Origin of the sequence: Actinocorallia sp. B10E7, from assembly GCF_039871655.1 — a bacterium.
Taxonomy (GTDB): domain Bacteria; phylum Actinomycetota; class Actinomycetes; order Streptosporangiales; family Streptosporangiaceae; genus Actinocorallia.
The window spans coordinates 1-18,778 of sequence record NZ_JBDPLZ010000013.1; the positions used below are offsets into that span (position 1 = coordinate 1).

Sequence of the window (18,778 nt, forward strand, 5' to 3'; positions counted from 1 at the left end):
CCCGGAAGTTAAGCCCTCCAGCGCCGATGGTACTGCATGGGAGACCGTGTGGGAGAGTAGGTCACCGCCGCAATCAGCGTCGAGAGGCCCCGGACATCTGTCCGGGGCCTTTCCGCATTTCCGGGGGCCTTTCCCGAGCGGTGAGAAAGGGGGGGCGAGACCCCCCTTTCTCACGGCGAAAGGTCAGTGCAGGACGCCCAGGTCGGTGAGGTGGGTCTCGAGGTAGCCCTCCAGGCGTTCGATCCAGGCCGGCGCCAGTGGCCGCCCGTGCTCCTCTTCGGGCAGCAGGTCGATGATGCACCGCAGGTCCCAGTAGGGGTGGTGCTCGTAGTTTCCCCGCACCTGTTCGAAGGCCGCGGCGAACGCGTCGGCGGCGTTCCGTCCGTACCGCAGCAGGAGGCCGCACCGCATGTGGGCGACGTCGATGCCGATGGGCCCGTAGGAGGCCTTGTCCCAGTCGACGATCCCGCACAGCCGTCCGCACGCCCACAGGGAGTTGTCGGGGTGGTAGTCGCGGTGGATGAAGTGCGGGGTGAACTCCGGCTGCGGGTCGGTGACGACCTCCAGGGCCTTGTCCCAGATCCCGGGGTTGCGGGCGTGGAAGGGAGGCTGGCGGATCTGCAGCCGGTTGTAGGGGGTGTAGGGAGGCATCGTGGTGCCGCCCTTGACGTCGTGCAGGCTCACCAGGGCCGCGGCGAGCTGGATGAGGTACTCGGAGAGGTCCTCGGGCGCGGGCCGCGGCGGGTGGCCGGGCAGCCGGGTGATGAGCAGCGCGGGCGCGCCGCAGCGGCCCCCGGACGGGTCGGCCGCGATGAGCTGGGGAGTGGGGATCTCGCAGCCCGCCAGCAGCGCCAGGGCGGCGATCTCGCGTTCGGGCGGGAAGTCGGACTCCCACTCGGTCCAGCGGCGCAGCACCAGCCGGTGCAGGGTGCCGGAGCGGGTCTCGACGAGCAGGGAGTGGTTGGTGTGACAGGTCCCGCCGAGGATGGGCCGGACGGCCTGCACCGCGCTGCCCGGTCCGAGGCACTCGCAGACCCAGCGCAGCGTCGCCTCGTCGGGCGGCCTGCCGAAGGGAAGCGCTCTGGAGAGCTGAGCGCCCAGTGAGGCGTTGGCGGTGGTCACGGGGTCCATGTAAACGGATTCCGAAGGTGCGGAGGAGTGATTTTGCGAAGACTGAACGTAACACTTTCCCGGTCACACACGTGGCCTTACGGCTCTGGGCGAGGCGAGCACCCGCCGTAAGGCCACGTTTGGTGTGTCCTTCTACTCCTTGCCGTCGCGGCGTGGACGCAGGAGCGCTTCGGCGAGCGCGAGCATCGTCTCTTCGAGGGTGGCCAGGCGTTTGAGGACGTCTTGGTGCACGGCCGTCACCTTCTTGCCGACGTCCTCCTGAACGCTGTCGACGCGCTTTCCGAGTTCCGTCTGCACGTATTCGGAGCGTTTGGTGACTTCCTCGTGCACGGCGTCGGTGCGTTTGGAGACCTCGTCGTGCACGGCGTCGGAGCGTTTGATGACCTCTTCGAAGACGTTCTCCACGCGCTTGACGACGTCGTCGTGGATGTCGTCGAACCGCTTGGAGATGTCCTCCCGGACGTGCTCGAACCGGCGTGAGACGTCCTCGTGGGCGCCGTCGAAGCGCTTGTTGAAGTCCTCGCGGACGCTGCCGACCTGCTTGCCGACGCCCGCCATGCTCTCGTCGACCCGGCGCATCAGGTCGTCCTGGATGCCGTCGACCCTGCGCTTGACGTCCTCCTGGACGGTGCGGGCGGTGTCGTCCAGACGGCGGGCCAGGTCGTGGTGGGCGGCGTCGATGATCTTCGTGATGGTCTCCTCGACCTCGCCCCGGTCGGGCCGGGAGCGCAGTTCCACGATCAGCGGGTCGGTGACCGTGCTGACCTGGCGTTCCAGCTCGTCGAAACGCTCGCCGTAGTCGATGGAGGGGCGTTGGGAGAGCTCGGCCAGCCTGCGGTGGATCTCCTTGATCTCCAGGGCGGCGGGGAGCTGCCCGACCCGTTCGCCCAGGGCGTCGAACCGGCTGTCGAAGCCGTTGATCTTTCCGGTGAGTCCTTCGAACCTGCCGTCGAGCCCGTCCAGCCTGCCGCCGAGGCCCTCGAGCCGGCCGCCGAGCGCGGCCAGCCCCTGGTCGGTGCGCTCGGCCAGCTCGCCGAGGGACTGCTCGACCCGGCTGGTGATGCCGGTGATGGTGTGCTCGAGCCTCTCCGAGCGGTGGCCGAGTTCGGCGAGGGACTTGTCGAGCCGGTTGAACCGGATGGACGCCGCCTCCATGCTGCCCTGCAGCTTGTCCAGCCACTTGGTCATGTCGGCCATGCGCTGTGAGGCGTGCTGGGCGGAGTCCATGAGGGCCTGGAGCCGGGAGAGGCTCTCGTCCACGTTCTCGGCGACGACCCCGACGTCGGCCCACAGGGCGGGCAGCTCGCCCACCGGTTTGATCCGCTCGCCGACCGACTCGATGTGCTCGGCGAGCCCCTCGGCCCATTCCGGCGGTCGGCCGGTGAGCTCGTCCATCCGCCCCCGGACGCCGTCGAGCTGGCCGGCGAGGCCGCCGAGCTCGCGTTCCCGGACCTCCCGCAGCAGCCACTCCATGCCCTCGAGCCGCTGGCGGATCTCGTCCAGGACCTGACCTTGTGAACGGGACTCGTACACATGGTCCTGCGCCGCACGGGCGAGCAACTCCCGCATCCGGTCCGAGACCGGCTGACCCCCCGTCTGCAGGAAGTTGTGATTCGTTTCCACCCGATGCTCCTTCGTGTGCCCGCCCCGAAATTCAGAAGGGGCGCGGCAGTGTTTTGTTAAGACCCCGTACTTTAGTGCTTGATCATGAAAATGCTGGGTCGCGCCAGGGAACGCGGAGAGTTTCAGAGAATCATGGAAATTGCGCGCCCTGGGGTGATGGTCCGATCAGTCCCGCCGGTGGCGACCCTCGTACGGAGGGGGAAAGTGTCCGTTGTACTGGGGTGTCACCAGCGGATATTCAAGATCGAAAACGCTGCTGTCGAGCAGTCGGAAGAGGCTCTGTTCGGCGACGAACACCCCTCTGCAGAACCCGCATTGGGCAATGGTGATTTCGCCGTGCTGGTAGCTCGTCATTTCAGCACGGCATTTCGGGCAGAACAAGATCGCCTCGGTCAATGCCGACCCCCCGTCAGGCTGCTATTTCACCCACGCTAGTAACGGCGATGCCGGAATGGGCGCATTATTTGCCTGATCCTGGTGAGCTCGGAGTCAGCGCTTGGCGCACACCAGGGCGAAGGGAGAATCACCCACCCGGGTGAGCACCACGGTCGCGGCGGACGGGCCGGACGTGCGGAGGTCCCGGCGCAGCCGGTCGAGGTCGCCGGCGAAGCCGCGCTTCTTGAGCGTCAGCGTGCCGATGCCGCGGGCGCGCAGCGCGGCCTTGAGGCGCTTCACCGAGAACGGCAGCACCTCGTGGATCTCGTAGGCGCTGGTGAAGGGGGTGTCCTTCAGCACGTCCGAGGTGATGTAGGCGATCCGGGGGTCGGCCAGGCCCCCGTCGACCAGGGCCGCGGCCTCGCCGACGAGATGGGCGCGGATGACCGCGCCGTCCGGCTCGTACAGATAGCGGCCCCAGGGGCGCACCTCGGGCACGGACGCCGCCGGGTCGGGCGTCAGGGAGTGGACCTCGCCGCGCCGGAGCAGGGTGGCCTTCCGGACGGGCCCGCCGGCCAGCGCCCCCAGCCAGATCGCCGCCTCCTTGACGTCCCCCTCGTCGGAGATCCACTCGGTGCTCGCGCCCTCGGGGATGGCCTCGTAGGGGATGCCCGGCGCCACCTTCACGCAGGCCGCCGGAGCCCGGGAGGCCAGGTCGATCAGGGCGTCCAGCGGGGGCTCGTAGGCCTTGGGGTCGAACACCCGGCCGCGCCCCGTCCGGCGCCCGGGGTCGGCGAAGACCGCCGCGTAGCCCGAGGGGTCCTGCGCGAGGGCGTCGCCCACCCGCGCCCGGGCGAGGCCGGAGACGCCGAAGGCCGCGAGGTTGGCGGACGCCACCGCGACGGTCAGCGGGTCGAGGTCCACGCCCGTCCCGGCGACCCCGGCGCGGGCCCGGAAGAGGAGATCGGCCCCGATCCCGCAGCACAGCTCCAGCACCGGTCCGGAGAGCCCGGCGAACCCGGCCGCCCGGTAGGCCGCGACCGAGGCCCTGGTGGACTGCTCCAGCCCCTGGGGGGTGAAGTACATGCGCGCCGCGTCCGGCCCGAACTTGGCGGCGGCCCTGGCCCGCAGCCGCACCTGGCCGAGGGCCGCGCCGACGAGCTCGGCCGGGTACCGCGAGCGCAGTCGGGCCGCGGTCGCCAGCAGGCCCTTCTCCGAGACGTCGGACTCCATGGCCGCGTCCAGTGCCTCCCGGCCGGCCGGAGCGAGCAGCGCCTCGAAGTGAGCGATCTCCATGAAGCCAAGGTAGAGGCTTGAAGGGAGTCCGGTTGACTGTCAGGAGGGCACGCAATAACCTCACGACTGGCACTCTCATGGGTAGAGTGCCAATGCGACGAGCCCGGTCTGGCACCCGCGACGACAGGCCGGTCGAGGTCGCCTCCTTAAGCAGACACGCACACTTCACAATCGAAGGGGAGGTCCGACATGTCGACCGCCACCAAGGTTGTTCTCAAGCCGCTCGAGGACCGCATCGTGGTCCAGCCCCTCGAGGCCGAGACCACCACCGCCTCCGGTCTGGTCATTCCGGACACCGCCAAGGAGAAGCCCCAGGAGGGCACCGTCGTGGCCGTAGGCCCCGGCCGGGTCGACGACAAGGGCGCCCGCGTCCCCGTGGACGTGGCCGTCGGCGACGTCGTCCTGTACTCCAAGTACGGCGGCACCGAGGTCAAGTACAGCGGCGAGGAGTACCTCGTCCTGTCGGCGCGCGACGTCCTCGCGATCGTCGAGAAGTAAGAGCGGCTTGATCCCGCCGCGCCCCGGGCGCGGCGGGTGACGACCGGACTTTCGCTCCGCCCCGGCGGCCCAGTGGGGCGGCCGGGGCGGAGTGCTCTGGACCCGAGGAATACGAGGAAGAGTCGCCATGGCCAAGATCCTGGAATTCGACGAGGACGCTCGTCGCTCGCTCGAGCGCGGCGTCAACGCGCTCGCCAACGCGGTGAAGGTCACGATCGGCCCGCGCGGCCGCAACGTCGTGATCGACAAGAAGTTCGGCGCCCCGACCATCACGAACGACGGCGTGACCATCGCCCGTGAGGTCGAGCTGGAGGACCCGTACGAGAACCTGGGCGCCCAGCTCGTCAAGGAAGTAGCCACCAAGACCAACGACGTCGCGGGCGACGGCACCACCACCGCGACCGTCCTGGCCCAGGCGCTGGTCCGCGAGGGCCTGCGCAACGTGGCCGCGGGCGCCTCGCCGCTGAGCCTCAAGCGCGGCATCGACATCGCCGCCAAGCACGTCTCGGACCTGCTGCTGAAGTCCGCCGCCGAGGTGGACGACAAGGACTCGATCGCGCACGTCGGCACGATCTCCGCCCAGGACGCCAGGATCGGCGAGCTGATCGCCGAGGCGTTCGACAAGGTCGGCAAGGACGGTGTCATCACCGTCGAGGAGAGCAACACCTTCGGCCTGGAGCTGGAGTTCACCGAGGGCCTGCAGTTCGACAAGGGCTACCTGTCGCCGCACATGGTGACCGACCCCGAGCGCATGGAGGCCGTCCTGGAGGACGCCTACGTGCTCATCGTCGAGGGCAAGATCTCCAGCGTCAACGAGTTCCTGCCGCTGGCCGAGAAGGTCGCGCAGAGCAAGAAGGCGCTGCTGGTCGTCGCCGAGGACGTCGAGGGCGAGGCGCTGGCCCTGCTGGTCGCCAACAAGATCCGCGGCACGTTCCTGTCCGTCGCGGTCAAGGCGCCGGGCTTCGGCGACCGCCGCAAGGCCATGCTGGGGGACATCGCCACGCTGACCGGCGGCCAGGTCGTCTCCGAGGCCATCGGCCTCAAGCTCGACAGCGTCGGCCTGGAGGTGCTGGGTCAGGCCCGCCGCATCACCGTCACCAAGGACAACACCACCATCGTGGACGGCCTGGGCGACGCCCAGGCGATCTCCGACCGGGTCCGCCAGATCAAGGTCGAGATCGAGAACAGCGACTCCGACTGGGACCGCGAGAAGCTGCAGGAGCGGCTGGCCAAGCTGGCCGGCGGCGTCTGCGTGCTGCGCGTCGGCGCCGCCACCGAGGTGGAGCTCAAGGAGAAGAAGCACCGCCTGGAGGACGCGATCTCGGCCACCCGCGCCGCGATCGAGGAGGGCATCGTCTCCGGCGGCGGCTCCGCCCTGGCCCACGTGGCCAAGGAGCCCTTCGAGGGCCTGGGCCTGACCGGCGACGAGGCCACCGGTGCCGAGGCGCTGCGCCGCTCGCTGGTCGAGCCGGCCCGCTGGATCGCCGAGAACGCCGGCCAGGAGGGCTACGTCGTCGTCTCCAAGATCCAGGCGCTGCCGACCGGCCACGGCTACAACGCCGCGACCGGCGAGTACGGCGACCTCAAGGCGCAGGGCGTCATCGACCCGGTCAAGGTGACCCGTTCGGCCGTCACCAACGCCGCGTCGATCGCCGGCATGCTGCTGACCACCGAGGCGCTGGTCGTGGAGAAGCCCGAGGAGGAGGCCCCCGCCGCGGGCGGCCACGGCCACGGGCACGGCCACGGCCACTGACGGCTGAGGCAGGCTCGGAAACCCCCATGGAACCCTGGTTTCCATGGGGGTTTTCTGTATTCAAAACACGGTTTCATGGGACGTGCTCCGGCAATGTGACCATTCCGTTGTCGTCTTCGGTGAAGACATGAATGGTTTCGCTGGGCATAGTGCTCTATGTGACGGAGGCTGCGATCGCCGGGACCGAGAGCGCTCACCTTCTGGTGCCGCGTCAGTCCCGAAGTGAGGAAAGCGAGCCTGATCTGCGAGAACTGGCGAGTCTCGCGGTGCAGGGGGATGCCGGGGCCATCGAGGTGCTCATCGGGCAGGTGCGGCCGATGGTGGTGCGTTATTGCCGCGCCCGGCTCGGCAGGGTTTCCGGGCAATATCACGCGGCGGACGATGTGGCGCAGGAAGTGTGCATCGCGGTCCTCTCCGCGTTGCCGAGATATCGCGACATGGGACGTCCGTTCGCTTCGTTCGTGTTCGGCATCGCGGCGCACAAGATCGCCGACGCGTTGCGGAGCGCCGTCCGCACCGCGGTGCCGACAGAGGACCTGCCCGACGGGCCGGACGAGCGGCCCGGCCCCGAGGAGACCGTCGTGCGGTACCTGGAGGCCGAGCAGGCCAGGGACCTCCTGCACCGGCTGCCCGGGCAGCAGCGCGAGCTGGTGCTGTTGCGGGTGGTCGCCGGGCTGTCCGCGGAGGAGACCGGTAATGTTCTCGGCATGACCGCGGGCGCCGTTCGGGTGGCGCAGCACCGGGCGCTGGCGCGCCTGCGTGCCATGGCGGTGGCGATGGAGGAGTCGAATCGGTGACCACGGGAGCCGGGGGCAGCGAGCCCGTCGACCTCCGGTCCCTGCGCGCCACCGACACCCTGTTCGACCGGCTCGCCGACCGGAGGCCCGACCCCGCCGGGGACCAGGACGCCGCCGTGCGGCTGCTGAGGGCGCTGCTGGAGGACGTGGCCGTCGCGGAGGAACCGCCGGAGCCCCTGGAGGGCAGAAGGCCCGTGGAGCCGTCCCTGGACCCCGCCGAGCCGGCCGCGGCGCGGCGCAGCGGGGGCACCCTGGGCGTACGGGCGGCCGTCGCCGTCGGGTTCGCCTCGGCGGTGCTGGCGGCGGGCGGCGTCGCGGCGGGCTGGGAACCGGGCGAGGGCCGCAGCGCCGGAGCGGGGATCAAGAGCGGCCCCGCGCTGCCGGATCCGGGTCAGGAGCGCCCGCCGGACTCCCGCCCCTCCTCGCTGTCGATCACGCCGTCGACGTAGCCCCTGGCGTACTCCCAGGTGACGTAGTCGATCGGATCCGGGTTGAGGGCCGGCTCATGGACTCGTGGCTGCCCCTCCTCCAGGAGATGGCGCAGGTTTCCCCGCAGCAGCTCCCAGTCGATGTAGTGGGTCTTGCCGCAGTCCTCGCATTCCACTGTGAGACCGCGCACACCCAGCGGCTCCAGCAGGGTGCGGAAGACCTCGAGATCGGTCAGGTCGGCGAGCACGTCCTCACGCTCCGCAGGGCTCAGCGGAGCGATCTCTTCGAGCTCGCCGAGGGCGGCGGCCGGGTCGTCCGGGTCGCCTGCGAACGGGTCGAGCGGAGTTTCGTCGTGCACGACTCCAAACTACTGCGCCGGGTGCGATGGCGGGAAGTCGCAGGTCCTTACGGGTGTTACCCGTACGATGGTGTGTAAAGCCAGCCAGCGCTGTAGGAAGGCCTAGCGATGAACCCCGCCGTGGAGACCGGAAAGTTCGCCCCCGTGGGCCTGACCTTCGACGACGTGTTGCTCCTGCCGGGGTATTCGGACCTCCAGCCGGGTGAGGCGGACACCACGACCAGGCTGTCCAGGGGCATCACCCTCAGGATCCCCCTGGTCTCGGCGGCCATGGACACCGTCACCGAGGACCGGATGGCGATCGCGATGGCCCGCCAGGGCGGCATCGGCGTGCTGCACCGGAACCTGTCCATCGCCGACCAGGCCCAGTACGTCGACACGGTCAAGCGCTCCGAGGCCGGCATGATCACCAACCCGGTGACCTGCACGCCGTTCGCGACACTGGCCGACGTCGAGGAGCTGTGCGCCCGGTACCGGATCTCCGGGGTGCCGGTCACCGACGAGCGCGGGGTGCTGCTGGGCATCGTGACCAACCGCGACACCCGGTTCGAGACCGACATGTCCCGCCCGGTGAGCGAGGTCATGACCCCCATGCCGCTGGTCACCGCCCGTGAGGACGCCTCCCGGGAGGAGGCGTTCGCGCTGCTGGCCAAGAACAAGATCGAGAAGCTGCCGCTGATCGACGACGAGGGCAGGCTGCGCGGGCTGATCACCGTCAAGGACTTCGCCAAGACCGAGCGCTACCCCCACGCCACCAAGGACGAGGAGGGCCGCCTGGTCGTGGCCGCCGCGGTCGGCGTCGGCGAGGACGCGGTCAAGCGGGCCCAGGCGCTGATCGAGGCCGGGGTCGACGCGATCATCGTGGACGTCGCGCAGGGGCACTCCAAGGGCGTCGCCGACACCATCGCCAAGATCAAGGCCAACTCCCGGGTGCAGGTGATCGGCGGCAACATCGCCACCTACGCCGGGGCCAAGGCGCTGGTGGACGCCGGCGCGGACGCGGTCAAGGTCGGGGTGGGGCCCGGCTCCATCTGCACCACCCGGGTGGTCGCGGGCGTCGGCGTGCCGCAGATCACCGCGATCCACGAGGCGGCCCGCGCCTGCGCCCCCGCCGGGGTGCCGGTGATCGGCGACGGCGGCCTCCAGTACTCCGGCGACATCGGCAAGGCCATCGCGGCGGGCGCGTCCACGGTGATGCTCGGCTCGCTGCTGGCCGGCGTGGACGAGTCGCCCGGCGACCTGGTCTTCGTGCACGGCAAGCAGTACAAGACCTACCGGGGCATGGGCTCGCTGGGCGCGATGCGCAACCGCGAGCGGGGCAAGTCCTACTCCAAGGACCGCTACGCCCAGGGCGAGGTCGTCAACGAGGAGAAACTGGTCCCCGAGGGCGTCGAGGGCCAGGTGCCCTACCGGGGCCCGCTGGCCGCGGTGGCCCACCAGCTCATCGGCGGGCTGCAGCAGGCCATGTGGTACACCGGCAGCCGCACCATCGGCGAACTGCAGGAGAACGGCCGGCTGATGCAGATCACCTCGGCGGGCCTGAAGGAGAGCCACCCCCACGACATCCAGATGACCGTGGAAGCCCCGAACTACCAGGGCCGATAGACTTCGCCCGGTCGTTTACCAGCAGGGTTGCAGAAGGGTCTGACGGTGGCAGCTGAGGTTGAGATCGGGCGCGGCAAGAGCGGGCGCCGAGCGTATGCCTTCGACGAGATCGGCATCGTCCCCTCGCGCCGGACGCGCGACCCCGAGGAGGTCAGCGTCGCCTGGCAGATCGACGCCTACCGGTTCGAGATCCCGCTGCTGGTCGCGCCGATGGACAGCGTGGTCAGCCCGGCGACGGCGATCATGGTCGGCCGGATGGGCGGGCTGGCCGTGCTCGACCTGGAGGGCCTGTGGACCCGCTACGACGACCCCGAGCCGCTGCTGGCCGAGATCGCGGAGCTGTCCGACGAGCAGGCCACCCGGCGGCTCCAGGAGGTCTACCGGGAGCCGATCAAGGAGGAGCTGATCGGGCGGCGGATCGAGGAGGTCAGGGAGGCCGGGGTCACCGTGGCCGCCTCCCTGTCGCCGCAGCGCACCGCCCGGTACTCCAAGGCGGTCGTGGACGCCGGGGTCGACCTCTTCGTCATCCGCGGCACCACGGTCTCGGCCGAGCACGTCTCGGGCCGGGCCGAGCCGCTCAACCTCAAGCAGTTCATCTACGAGCTGGACGTGCCGGTGATCGTCGGCGGCTGCGCCACCTACCAGGCCGCCCTGCACCTGATGCGCACCGGCGCGGCGGGCGTGCTCGTCGGCTTCGGCGGCGGCTCGGCCCACACCACCCGTGACGTGCTGGGCGTGGCGGTCCCCATGGCCACCGCGGTGGCGGACGTCGCGGCGGCCCGCCGGGACTATCTGGACGAGTCCGGCGGCCGGTACGTGCATGTGATCGCCGACGGCGGCATGCGCTCGTCGGGCGACCTGGCCAAGGCCATCGCCTGCGGCGCGGACGCGGTGATGATCGGCTCGCCGGTCGCCCGGGCCGCCGAGGCGCCGGGCCGCGGCCACCACTGGGGCAGCGAGGCCCACCACGGGGACGTCCCGCGGGGCACCCGGCTGACGCTGGGCACGATCGGCTCCCTGGAGCAGATCCTCTTCGGCCCCTCGCACGTGGCGGACGGTTCGATGAACCTCATCGGCGCCCTGCGGCGGGCGATGGCGACGTCCGGCTACACCGAGGTCAAGGACTTCCAGCGCGTCCAGGTGGTCGTCGAGCCCAGGTGACGCGGCCGGCGGAGACCAGAAGGAGGGCGGGGACATCCCACGGGACGACGCGCGCCTGACGGCGTGCTGCCGGTGGCTGGGCGCACGCTGACGCGTGCTGAACGATCCACGAGGTGTACCCGTCCTTTCACGCTGCGGGACTTTTGGTTACTGATCGGTAATTCTTGCGGGGTGCGGGGTTGGGCCGGGGCCCCGCGTGGGAAGGCGTGGGAAGGACAGGACCGCGGAAACCCGAGCGGGGGGTCGGCATGATCGGGCTGGGCAGTTCGAGGCTGGGACCGCAGGAGCGCGAGGCGGCACTGGAGAGGATGGCCACCGAGGAGTTCGACGTCGTGGTGGTCGGCGGCGGGATCACCGGAGCCGGGGTGGCCCTCGACGCCGCGACCCGGGGCCTGAAGGTCGCGCTCGTCGAGGCCAGGGACTTCGCCTCCGGCACCTCCTCGCGCTCCTCGAAGCTCATCCACGGCGGGCTGCGCTACCTGGAGCAGTACAACTTCGACCTGGTGCGGGAGGCGCTCACCGAGCGGGGCCTGCTGCTCCAGGTGATCGCGCCGCACCTGGTCCGGCCCGTCCCCTTCCTCTTCCCGCTGACCCACCGGGGCTGGGAGCGCTTCTACATCGGCGCCGGAGTGGCGCTGTACGACACGCTCTCGTTCTCGATGAGGGCGTCCCGGGGCGTGCCCCCGCACCGGCACCTGACCCGGCGGCAGGCGCTGAAGGTGGCGCCCTCCCTCAAGAGGACCTCCTTCACCGGAGCCATCCAGTACTGGGACGCCCAGGTCGACGACGCGCGCTACGTGATGATGGTGCTGCGGACGGCCGCCTCGTTCGGGACGCAGATCGCCTCCCGCACCGAGTGCGTGGGGTTCCTCCGCGAGGGCGAACGGGTCACCGGGGTGCGCGTCCGCGACCTGGAGGACGGTCGGGAGCTGGAGGTCAGGGCCCGGCAGGTGGTCAACGCCACCGGCGTGTGGACCGACGACATCCAGCACCTCGTCGGAGGCCGGGGGCGGATCCACGTCCGGGCGTCCAAGGGCATCCACCTGGTGGTCCCCCGGGACAGGATCCACAGCGCCTCGGGTGTCATCCTCCGGACGGAGAAGTCCGTCCTGTTCGTCATCCCGTGGGGCCGGCACTGGATCATCGGCACCACCGACACCACCTGGACGTTCGACAAGGCCCACCCCGCCGCGTCCAAGGCCGACATCGACTACCTGCTCGACCACGTGAACGCCTTCCTGAACGTCCCGCTCACCCCGGACGACGTCGAGGGCGTGTACGCGGGGCTGCGCCCGCTGCTGTCGGGGGAGTCGGAGGAGACGTCGAAGCTCTCCCGCGAGCACGTCGTGGCGCACCCCGTGCCGGGCCTGGTGATGATCGCCGGAGGCAAGTACACGACGTACCGGGTGATGGCCAAGGACGCCGTCGACGCCGTCGTCCACGGGCTGGACGGCCGGGTCGCCCCCTCCTGCACCGACCGGATCACGCTGGCGGGAGGCACGGGCTACCAGGCGCTGTGGAACTCCCGGTACCGGCTGGCCGCCTCGTCCGGGCTGCACGTGGCCAGGATCGAGCACCTGCTGCGCCGGTACGGCACGCTCATCGAGGACCTGCTGGGGCTGATCGCCGAACGCCCCGACCTGGCCGGCCCGCTGGCCGGGGCCGACGACTACCTGCGGGCCGAGGTCGTCTACGCCGCCACCCACGAAGGCGCCCGGCACCTCAACGACATCCTGTCGCGGCGCACCCGGATCTCCTTCGAGACCTGGGACCGCGGGCTGAGCGCCGCCGAGGAGGCCGCCACCCTGGTCGCGCCGGTCTTCGGCTGGTCGCAGGAGGAGACCAAGCGGGAACTGGAGCACTACGCCCAGCGGGTGGAGGCGGAGCGGGCCTCCCAGACGTCCGAGAACGACCAGGAGGCCGACGCCCTGCGCAGGGGCGTCCCCGACCTCGTACCGACCAGCCCCCCGGCGGACGAGCCGGTCAGGTGACCGCGCCGGGCAAGGTGACGTTTTTCAGGTGATGTCGACGATCGGCAGCCGGTAGGCGGCCGGGGCGGTGGCCGGGACCACAGGGTTCTTCGGCGCGACGGGGGACAGCCTGCGGTAGGGCTCGCCCAGCGCCGGACGGGCGTCGGCCTCGCCGCGGTTGGGCCAGAACGCCATGGCGCGTTCGGCCTGCGCGGTGATGGTGAGGGACGGGTTGACGCCCAGGTTCGCCGAGATCGTCGAGCCGTCCACCACGTGCAGCCCGGGATGCCCGTACAGCCGGTGGTAGGGGTCGATGACGCCGGTACCCGAGGAGTCGCCGATCACGCAGCCGCCGATGAAGTGCGCGGTCAGCGGGATGTCGAACAGGTCGCCCCAGTTGCCGCCGGGCATGCCGCCGGTCTCCTCGGCCATCAGCCGCACCGCCTCGTGGCCCACCGGGATCCACGTGGGGTTGGGCTCGCCGTGCCCGGGCCGCGCCTTGAGGTCCCAGCCGAACAGGCCCTTGCGTCCCTTGACGGTGATGGAGTTGTCGCTGGTCTGCATGACCAGCGCGATGACCGTCCGCTCCGACCATCTGCGCAGATTGGGCAGCCGGGCCAGGTCCCACGGGTGCTTGGCGACCTCGCCGAGGAACTTCAGCCAGCGGGGCGCGCCGCCGCCGTCGATGAGGACGGACCGCACCATGCCCATCAGGTTGGAGCCGTGCCCGTACCGGACGGGTTCGATGTGGGTCTGCTCGTCGGGGTGGAACGAGGAAGTGATGGCCACGCCCTTGGAGAAGTCCTCGCCCTTCGCCGAGAAGCGCTCCGCCCCGAGGATCGCCTCGGAGTTGGTGCGGGTCAGGACCCCGAGGTTGTCGGAGATGTTCGGCAGGGACTTCTTCCCCTTGAGCTTGTGCAGCAGCTTCTGCGTGCCGTACGTGCCGGCGGAGAAGACGACCTGCTCGGCGGTGATGGTCTTGCGGTTGCGCCCCAGAGAACCGGTGCGGACGATGTCGACGGCGTAGCCGCCCTGGACCGGCCGCACGTCCGTGACCCGGGACAGCGGCATGATGCGCGCGCCGGCCTTCTCGGCGAGGTAAAGGTAGTTCTCGGTGAGCATGTTCTTGGCGCCGTGGCGGCAGCCGGTCATGCACTCGCCGCACTGCGTGCAGCCCTTGCGTTCGGGGCCGGTGCCGCCGAAGTAGGGGTCCTCGTGCTTGGCGCCGCCGTGCTTGCCGAAGAACACGCCGACGGGCGTCAGCCGGAAGGTGTCGCCCTTGCCCATGCGGTCGGCGACCCGCTTGATGACCTTGTCCGCGGGGGTCACCGCCGGGTTCTGCACCACGCCCAGCATGCGCTTGGCCTGGTCGTAGTAGGGGGCGAGCTCCGCCTCCCAGTCGGTGATGTGCGCCCACTGCCCGTCCTCGAAGAACGGCTTCGGCGGGACGTACAGCGTGTTGGCGTACACCAGCGAGCCTCCGCCGACCCCGGCGCCGGCCAGCACGGTGACCATGCTGCCCTTCTTGCCGCGCACCAGATGGATGCGCTGGATGCCGGTGAGCCCGAGCGCGGGGGCCCACAGGTAGGAGGGCAGGCGCCAGCTCGTCTTGGGGAGGGGGCGGTGGGCGGTGCCCTCGCCACGGGTGTCGAAGCGGCGGCCCGCCTCGATGACGCCGACCTTGTAGCCCTTCTCGGTGAGCCGGAGCGCCGTGACGCTGCCGCCGAACCCCGAGCCGACTATGAGAACGTCGTAGTCCACGGGAGTCCGTCCTTACTTGAGACGCAGGCGCTTGAGCGTCTTGAGGGAGCTGGTCAGGAGGTCGGCGTACTTGGCGTACGGGACCCCGGGGGGAGCGTCCAGCTCCATGTACTGGCTGGTGGCGAGCGTCTGCACCTCGGTGTACTTCAGCAGGCCCTCGGAGCCGTGGCGGCGGCCGACGCCGGACTGCTTCATGCCGCCCATGGGGGCGTCGTGCGAGGCCATGGCCGCGCCGTAACCCTCGTTGACGTTGACCGTGCCGGCCTGGATCCGGGCGCCGACGCGGCGTCCGCGGGCGAGGTTCCGCGTCCAGACCGAGGCGTTCAGGCCGTAGTGGGTGTCGTTGGCCCGCTCGATCGCCTCCTCTTCGGTGGCGAACTTGTAGACGCTGACGACCGGGCCGAACGTTTCGTTGGCGCACAGGTCCATCTCGGTGGTGACCTCGGTGAGGATGGTCGGCTCGTAGAAGAGCGGGCCGAGGTCGGGCCGGGCCCTGCCGCCCGCGACGACGGTGGCGCCCGCCTTGACGGCCTGCTCGACGTGCGCGGTGACGGCCTCGAGCTGGCGCGGGTAGGTCAGCGAGCCCATCTGGGGCTCGAAGTCCAGGGACGAGCCGAGCTTCATCGCCTTGGTCTCGGCGGCGAACTTGGCGAGGAAGGCGTCATAGACCTTCTCGTGCACCAGCAGCCGCTCGATGGAGATGCACAGCTGCCCGGCGTTGCTGAAGCAGGCCCGGACGGCGCCGCGGGCGGCCTTGTCCAGGTCGGCGTCCTCCAGGACGATCATCGGGTTCTTGCCGCCGAGTTCCAGCGAGTAGCCGATGAGGCGGGGCGCGGCCTTCTCGGCGATGAGCCGTCCGGCGCGGGTGGAGCCGGTGAAGGCGATGTAGTCGGCGTTGCCGATCAGGGCGTCGCCGATCTCGCCGGGGTCGCCGACGACGACCTGCCACAGGTCGCGGGGCAGCCCGCACTCGATCATCAGGTCGACGCACCACAACACGCTCAGCGCGGTCTGGGTGTCGGGCTTGTGCACGACGCCGTTGCCCGCCAGCAGGGCCGGGATGGTGTCGCCGACGCCCATGCTGATCGGGTAGTTCCACGGGGTGATCATGCCGATCACGCCCTTGGGCTGCCGGTACTCGTAGGTCTTGACGGCCAGCGGGAAGGCGCCCTGCCGGCGCTTGGGGGCCAGCAGCTTCGGCGCGCGGCGCGCGTAGTAGAGCGGGCCGAGGGTGACGTCCAGGAACTCCTCGAAGGCGTGGCGGCGGGCCTTGCCCGTCTCCCACTGCAGGATGTCCAGGATCTCGTCGCGGCGGGCGATGAACTCGTCGACGAAGCGCAGGACGGGCTTGGCCCGCTCGGCGGGGGAGAGCCGGGCCCAGGCGCGCTGCGCGGCGCGGGCCTTGGCGTAGGCCTGCTCCACGTCCTCGGCCGCGGAGAGCGGCATGGTGGCCAGGGGCTCACCGGTGAACGGCGCGTTGATCACCGTGGTGGCTCCGGAGGAGTTCACCAGGCCGGTGATCCTGGCGATGACAGCGTCGGAGAGGGGGCGGGAGGAAGCCGTCTGGGTTGCCATGCCGGTCAGCATATGACCGAGTGGCCAGGTTTGGATACCTGCAAGTAACCCACAATGGCCACCCGGTCATTGTGGGTCTGCTCACTACATTGGACCGGTCCACATCGGTAAAGGCCGGAAAGACCAAGACCGTCCGGTGTATCAGGAAGGAAGAGAATCTCAGAGAGGGTTACGGATGGCTGCTTCCACCCGACGGACCGTCAGCACCGGACGCCAGGAGAAGCGGGCGCGGACCCGCGAAGCGCTTCTGGACGCGGCCCAGCGGCTGTGGGCCGAACGCGGCATCCACGGGGCCTCCCTGGACGACATCGCCGGTTCGGCCGGGCTCACCAAGGGCGCGGTCTACTCCAACTTCGCGGGCAAGGCCGACCTGCTCTTCGCCCTGCTGGAACGCTGCGCCACCCACGGCGAGGGCCTGGGACGGCGGTGGGACGGGGACAGCGACGACGACCGGCTGCTGGGCCAGCTCCTGGTCGAGTTCTGGCTGTACGGCATGCGCGACTACTCGGCCGGCTGGCGGATCGCCGACTGGTACCAGTGCCAGCGCAGCGAACTGGCCGAGCGGCTGGAGCGGGAGGAGCCGCCCGGCGGGGAGCCGGACGGCGGGCCCGCGATACCGGCGCAGGAGCGCGCCGTCCTGGCCATGGCGCTGGAGCTCGGCCTGGCCCTGCAGCACCTGCTGGATCCCGACCGGGTGCCGGCCGGGATCTACGACAGCGCGATGCGACTGGTGCTGGGCGCCGCCCCTACTCCCACTCGATAGTGCCCGGGGGCTTGCTGGTGACGTCCAGCACGACACGGTTGACCTCGCGGACCTCGTTGGTGATCCGGGTGGAGATGCGCTCCAGCAGGTCGTAGGGCAGGCGCGACCAGTCGGCGGTCATCGCGTCCTCGCTGCTGACCGGGCGCAGCACCACCGGGTGGCCGTAGGTGCGGCCGTCGCCCTGCACGCCCACCGAACGCACGTCGGCCAGCAGCACGACCGGGAACTGCCACACGTCGCGGTCGAGCCCGGCGCGGGTCAGCTCCTCGCGGGCGATCGCGTCCGCCTCGCGCAGCAGGTCCAGCCGCTCCCGGGTGACCTCGCCGATGATCCGGATGCCCAGGCCGGGACCGGGGAAGGGCTGGCGCCAGACGATCTCCGGCGGCAGGCCGAGCTGCTCGCCCAGGGCGCGCACCTCGTCCTTGAACAGCGTGCGCAGCGGCTCGATCAGGGCGAACTGCAGGTCCTCCGGCAGGCCGCCGACGTTGTGGTGGGACTTGATGTTGGCGGTGCCGGTGCCCCCGCCGGACTCCACCACGTCGGGGTAGAGGGTGCCCTGGACCAGGAACTCCACGTCGTCGGCGGCGGAGATCTCGCGGGCCGCGGCCTCGAAGACCCGGATGAACTCCCGGCCGATGATCTTGCGCTTCTCCTCGGGGTCGGTGACCCCGGCCAGCGCGGACAGGAAGCGCTCCTCGGCGTCCACGACGTGCAGCTTCACGCCGGTGGCCGCGACGAAGTCCTTCTCCACCTGCTCGGACTCGTTCTTGCGCATCAGGCCGTGGTCGACGTACACGCAGGTGAGTTGGTCGCCGATGGCGCGCTGGACCAGCGCGGCGGCCACCGCGGAGTCGACGCCGCCGGACAGGCCGCAGATGGCGCGCTTGCCGCCGACCTGGCGGCGGATCCGCTCGATGGACTCCTCGGCGATGTTGACCATCGTCCAGTTGGGGCGGACCCCGGCCAGCTCCAGGAAGCGCTTCATCACGGTCCTGCCGTGCTCGGTGTGCAGCACCTCGGGGTGGAACTGCACGCCGTACAGGCCGGCCGCGGGGTTCTCGAAGGCGGCGATCGGGGTGACGGCCGTGGTGGCGGTGACCTCGAAGCCCTCGGGCGCCCGGCTGGCGTAGGTGCCGTGCGACATCCACACCTTCTGGGTCACGGGCAGGCCATCGAAGAGGGAGCCGCCCAGGACGTCCAGGTCGGTGCGGCCGTACTCGGCGACGTCCGTCCGCTCGACGACGCCGCCCAGCGTCTGGGCCATCACCTGGAAGCCGTAGCAGATGCCGAGGACCGGGACCCCGGTGGTGAACAGGCCTTCGGGCGCGGCGGGGGCGCCCGGCTCGTACACGGAGGAGGGGCCGCCGGACAGGATGATCGCCTTGGGCTTCTTGGCGAGCATCTCGGCGACCGGCATGGTGGACGGCACGATCTCGCTGAACACCTGGCATTCCCGGACACGCCGGGCGATCAACTGCGCATACTGCGCGCCGAAGTCAACGACGAGAACAGTATCGAACGACTGTTCGGTCACGGGCACGGGAGAGCCTTTCGCGGCGAAGACAGGGAGTGACCACAGTCTACGGGCTTCTACGGTGCGTGAACGCTGGTCCCCGGGGGTGCCGGAACGTTGGTGGTCCGCCGGTTTTCTGCAGGTACTTTCTTGTACATTCTTCTCACCTC

The 18,778-nt window shown here is 70.3% G+C and carries 16 protein-coding genes and 1 rRNA gene; 9 read left to right on the forward strand and 8 right to left on the reverse strand.

Going from position 1 to position 18,778, the window contains the following annotated elements; genetic code table 11:
• A 5S ribosomal RNA gene (rrf, locus tag ABGB12_RS30980) occupies positions 1 to 73 on the forward strand; the annotation flags it as partial.
• A 110-nt stretch (positions 74 to 183) separates the two neighbouring features.
• Here the strand turns inward: rrf and ABGB12_RS30985 are convergent.
• The 4 genes from ABGB12_RS30985 to ABGB12_RS31000 all read right to left on the reverse strand — a co-directional run bounded on the left by ABGB12_RS30985 (position 184) and on the right by ABGB12_RS31000 (position 4,425).
• Positions 184 to 1,131, reverse strand: a complete 948-nt coding sequence (locus ABGB12_RS30985) for an aminoglycoside phosphotransferase family protein (RefSeq protein WP_347683375.1) — start codon at positions 1,129 to 1,131, stop codon at positions 184 to 186.
• Positions 1,132 to 1,263: 132 nt separating this feature from the next.
• Entirely contained in the window at positions 1,264 to 2,754 is a 1,491-nt protein-coding gene (locus tag ABGB12_RS30990; RefSeq protein ID WP_347683377.1) for a hypothetical protein, read from the reverse strand.
• A gap of 165 nt (positions 2,755 to 2,919) precedes the next feature.
• Positions 2,920 to 3,150 (reverse strand): zf-TFIIB domain-containing protein, encoded by a 231-nt coding sequence (locus ABGB12_RS30995; RefSeq protein WP_347683379.1) that lies wholly within the window; start codon positions 3,148 to 3,150, stop codon positions 2,920 to 2,922.
• A 93-nt stretch (positions 3,151 to 3,243) separates the two neighbouring features.
• Positions 3,244 to 4,425 carry a class I SAM-dependent methyltransferase gene (locus tag ABGB12_RS31000; protein WP_347683381.1) on the reverse strand — a complete coding sequence of 394 codons (1,182 nt, stop codon included), beginning with the start codon at positions 4,423 to 4,425 and terminating at the stop codon, positions 3,244 to 3,246.
• Between the two features lie 189 nt (positions 4,426 to 4,614).
• Between ABGB12_RS31000 and groES the strand changes: the two genes are divergently transcribed.
• The 4 genes from groES (at position 4,615) to ABGB12_RS31020 (ending at position 7,922) form a co-directional block, all read left to right on the forward strand.
• Entirely contained in the window at positions 4,615 to 4,923 is a 309-nt protein-coding gene (gene groES / locus ABGB12_RS31005; protein WP_347683383.1) for a co-chaperone GroES, read from the forward strand.
• A gap of 127 nt (positions 4,924 to 5,050) precedes the next feature.
• Positions 5,051 to 6,676 carry a chaperonin GroEL gene (gene groL / locus ABGB12_RS31010; protein ID WP_347683385.1) on the forward strand — a complete coding sequence of 542 codons (1,626 nt, stop codon included), beginning with the start codon at positions 5,051 to 5,053 and terminating at the stop codon, positions 6,674 to 6,676.
• Positions 6,677 to 6,834: 158 nt separating this feature from the next.
• Complete coding sequence (locus tag ABGB12_RS31015; protein WP_347683387.1) at positions 6,835 to 7,473, forward strand: sigma-70 family RNA polymerase sigma factor; 639 nt, start codon at positions 6,835 to 6,837, stop codon at positions 7,471 to 7,473.
• Complete coding sequence (locus ABGB12_RS31020; protein WP_347683389.1) at positions 7,470 to 7,922, forward strand: hypothetical protein; 453 nt, start codon at positions 7,470 to 7,472, stop codon at positions 7,920 to 7,922. The genes ABGB12_RS31015 and ABGB12_RS31020 overlap by 4 nt, the downstream gene beginning before the upstream one ends.
• Here ABGB12_RS31020 and ABGB12_RS31025 read toward each other — a convergent pair.
• On the reverse strand, positions 7,865 to 8,260 hold the full coding sequence (locus ABGB12_RS31025; protein ID WP_347683391.1) for a DUF5319 domain-containing protein: 396 nt from the start codon (positions 8,258 to 8,260) through the stop codon (positions 7,865 to 7,867). The genes ABGB12_RS31020 and ABGB12_RS31025 overlap by 58 nt on opposite strands.
• A 108-nt stretch (positions 8,261 to 8,368) precedes the next feature.
• Between ABGB12_RS31025 and guaB the strand changes: the two genes are divergently transcribed.
• The 3 genes from guaB to glpD all read left to right on the forward strand — a co-directional run bounded on the left by guaB (position 8,369) and on the right by glpD (position 13,017).
• The gene (gene guaB, locus ABGB12_RS31030; protein ID WP_347683393.1) at positions 8,369 to 9,865 is read left to right on the forward strand and encodes an IMP dehydrogenase; all 1,497 of its coding nucleotides are present in this window, start codon (positions 8,369 to 8,371) and stop codon (positions 9,863 to 9,865) included.
• Between the two features lie 45 nt (positions 9,866 to 9,910).
• Complete coding sequence (locus ABGB12_RS31035; protein ID WP_347683395.1) at positions 9,911 to 11,026, forward strand: GuaB3 family IMP dehydrogenase-related protein; 1,116 nt, start codon at positions 9,911 to 9,913, stop codon at positions 11,024 to 11,026.
• 248 nt (positions 11,027 to 11,274) lie between these two features.
• Positions 11,275 to 13,017, forward strand: a complete 1,743-nt coding sequence (gene glpD, locus ABGB12_RS31040) for a glycerol-3-phosphate dehydrogenase (RefSeq protein ID WP_347683397.1) — start codon at positions 11,275 to 11,277, stop codon at positions 13,015 to 13,017.
• 24 nt (positions 13,018 to 13,041) lie between these two features.
• On the opposite strand, the gene ABGB12_RS31045 is transcribed toward glpD, so the two are convergent.
• On the reverse strand, positions 13,042 to 14,757 hold the full coding sequence (locus ABGB12_RS31045; RefSeq protein WP_347683399.1) for a GMC family oxidoreductase: 1,716 nt from the start codon (positions 14,755 to 14,757) through the stop codon (positions 13,042 to 13,044).
• A 12-nt stretch (positions 14,758 to 14,769) separates the two neighbouring features.
• The gene (locus tag ABGB12_RS31050) at positions 14,770 to 16,332 is read right to left on the reverse strand and encodes a succinic semialdehyde dehydrogenase (protein ID WP_347683401.1); all 1,563 of its coding nucleotides are present in this window, start codon (positions 16,330 to 16,332) and stop codon (positions 14,770 to 14,772) included.
• Positions 16,333 to 16,507: 175 nt separating this feature from the next.
• Between ABGB12_RS31050 and ABGB12_RS31055 the strand changes: the two genes are divergently transcribed.
• Entirely contained in the window at positions 16,508 to 17,095 is a 588-nt protein-coding gene (locus ABGB12_RS31055; RefSeq protein ID WP_347683403.1) for a TetR family transcriptional regulator, read from the forward strand.
• Here the strand turns inward: ABGB12_RS31055 and guaA are convergent.
• Positions 17,079 to 18,635, reverse strand: a complete 1,557-nt coding sequence (gene guaA / locus ABGB12_RS31060) for a glutamine-hydrolyzing GMP synthase (RefSeq protein ID WP_347683405.1) — start codon at positions 18,633 to 18,635, stop codon at positions 17,079 to 17,081. The two genes, ABGB12_RS31055 and guaA, sit on opposite strands and share 17 nt — an antisense overlap.
• Positions 18,636 to 18,778 lie beyond the last annotated feature (143 nt).

What these genes read in the sequence shown, in the direction of transcription:
- ABGB12_RS30985 (WP_347683375.1), bottom strand. Translation starts at nt 1,131, where the DNA reads ATGGACCCCGTGACCACCGCCAACGCCTCACTGGGCGCTCAGCTCTCC.
- ABGB12_RS31000 (WP_347683381.1), bottom strand. Translation starts at nt 4,425, where the DNA reads ATGGAGATCGCTCACTTCGAGGCGCTGCTCGCTCCGGCCGGCCGGGAG.
- groES (WP_347683383.1), top strand. Translation starts at nt 4,615, where the DNA reads ATGTCGACCGCCACCAAGGTTGTTCTCAAGCCGCTCGAGGACCGCATC.
- groL (WP_347683385.1), top strand. Translation starts at nt 5,051, where the DNA reads ATGGCCAAGATCCTGGAATTCGACGAGGACGCTCGTCGCTCGCTCGAG.
- guaB (WP_347683393.1), top strand. Translation starts at nt 8,369, where the DNA reads ATGAACCCCGCCGTGGAGACCGGAAAGTTCGCCCCCGTGGGCCTGACC.
- glpD (WP_347683397.1), top strand. Translation starts at nt 11,275, where the DNA reads ATGATCGGGCTGGGCAGTTCGAGGCTGGGACCGCAGGAGCGCGAGGCG.
- ABGB12_RS31050 (WP_347683401.1), bottom strand. Translation starts at nt 16,332, where the DNA reads ATGGCAACCCAGACGGCTTCCTCCCGCCCCCTCTCCGACGCTGTCATC.
- ABGB12_RS31055 (WP_347683403.1), top strand. Translation starts at nt 16,508, where the DNA reads ATGGCTGCTTCCACCCGACGGACCGTCAGCACCGGACGCCAGGAGAAG.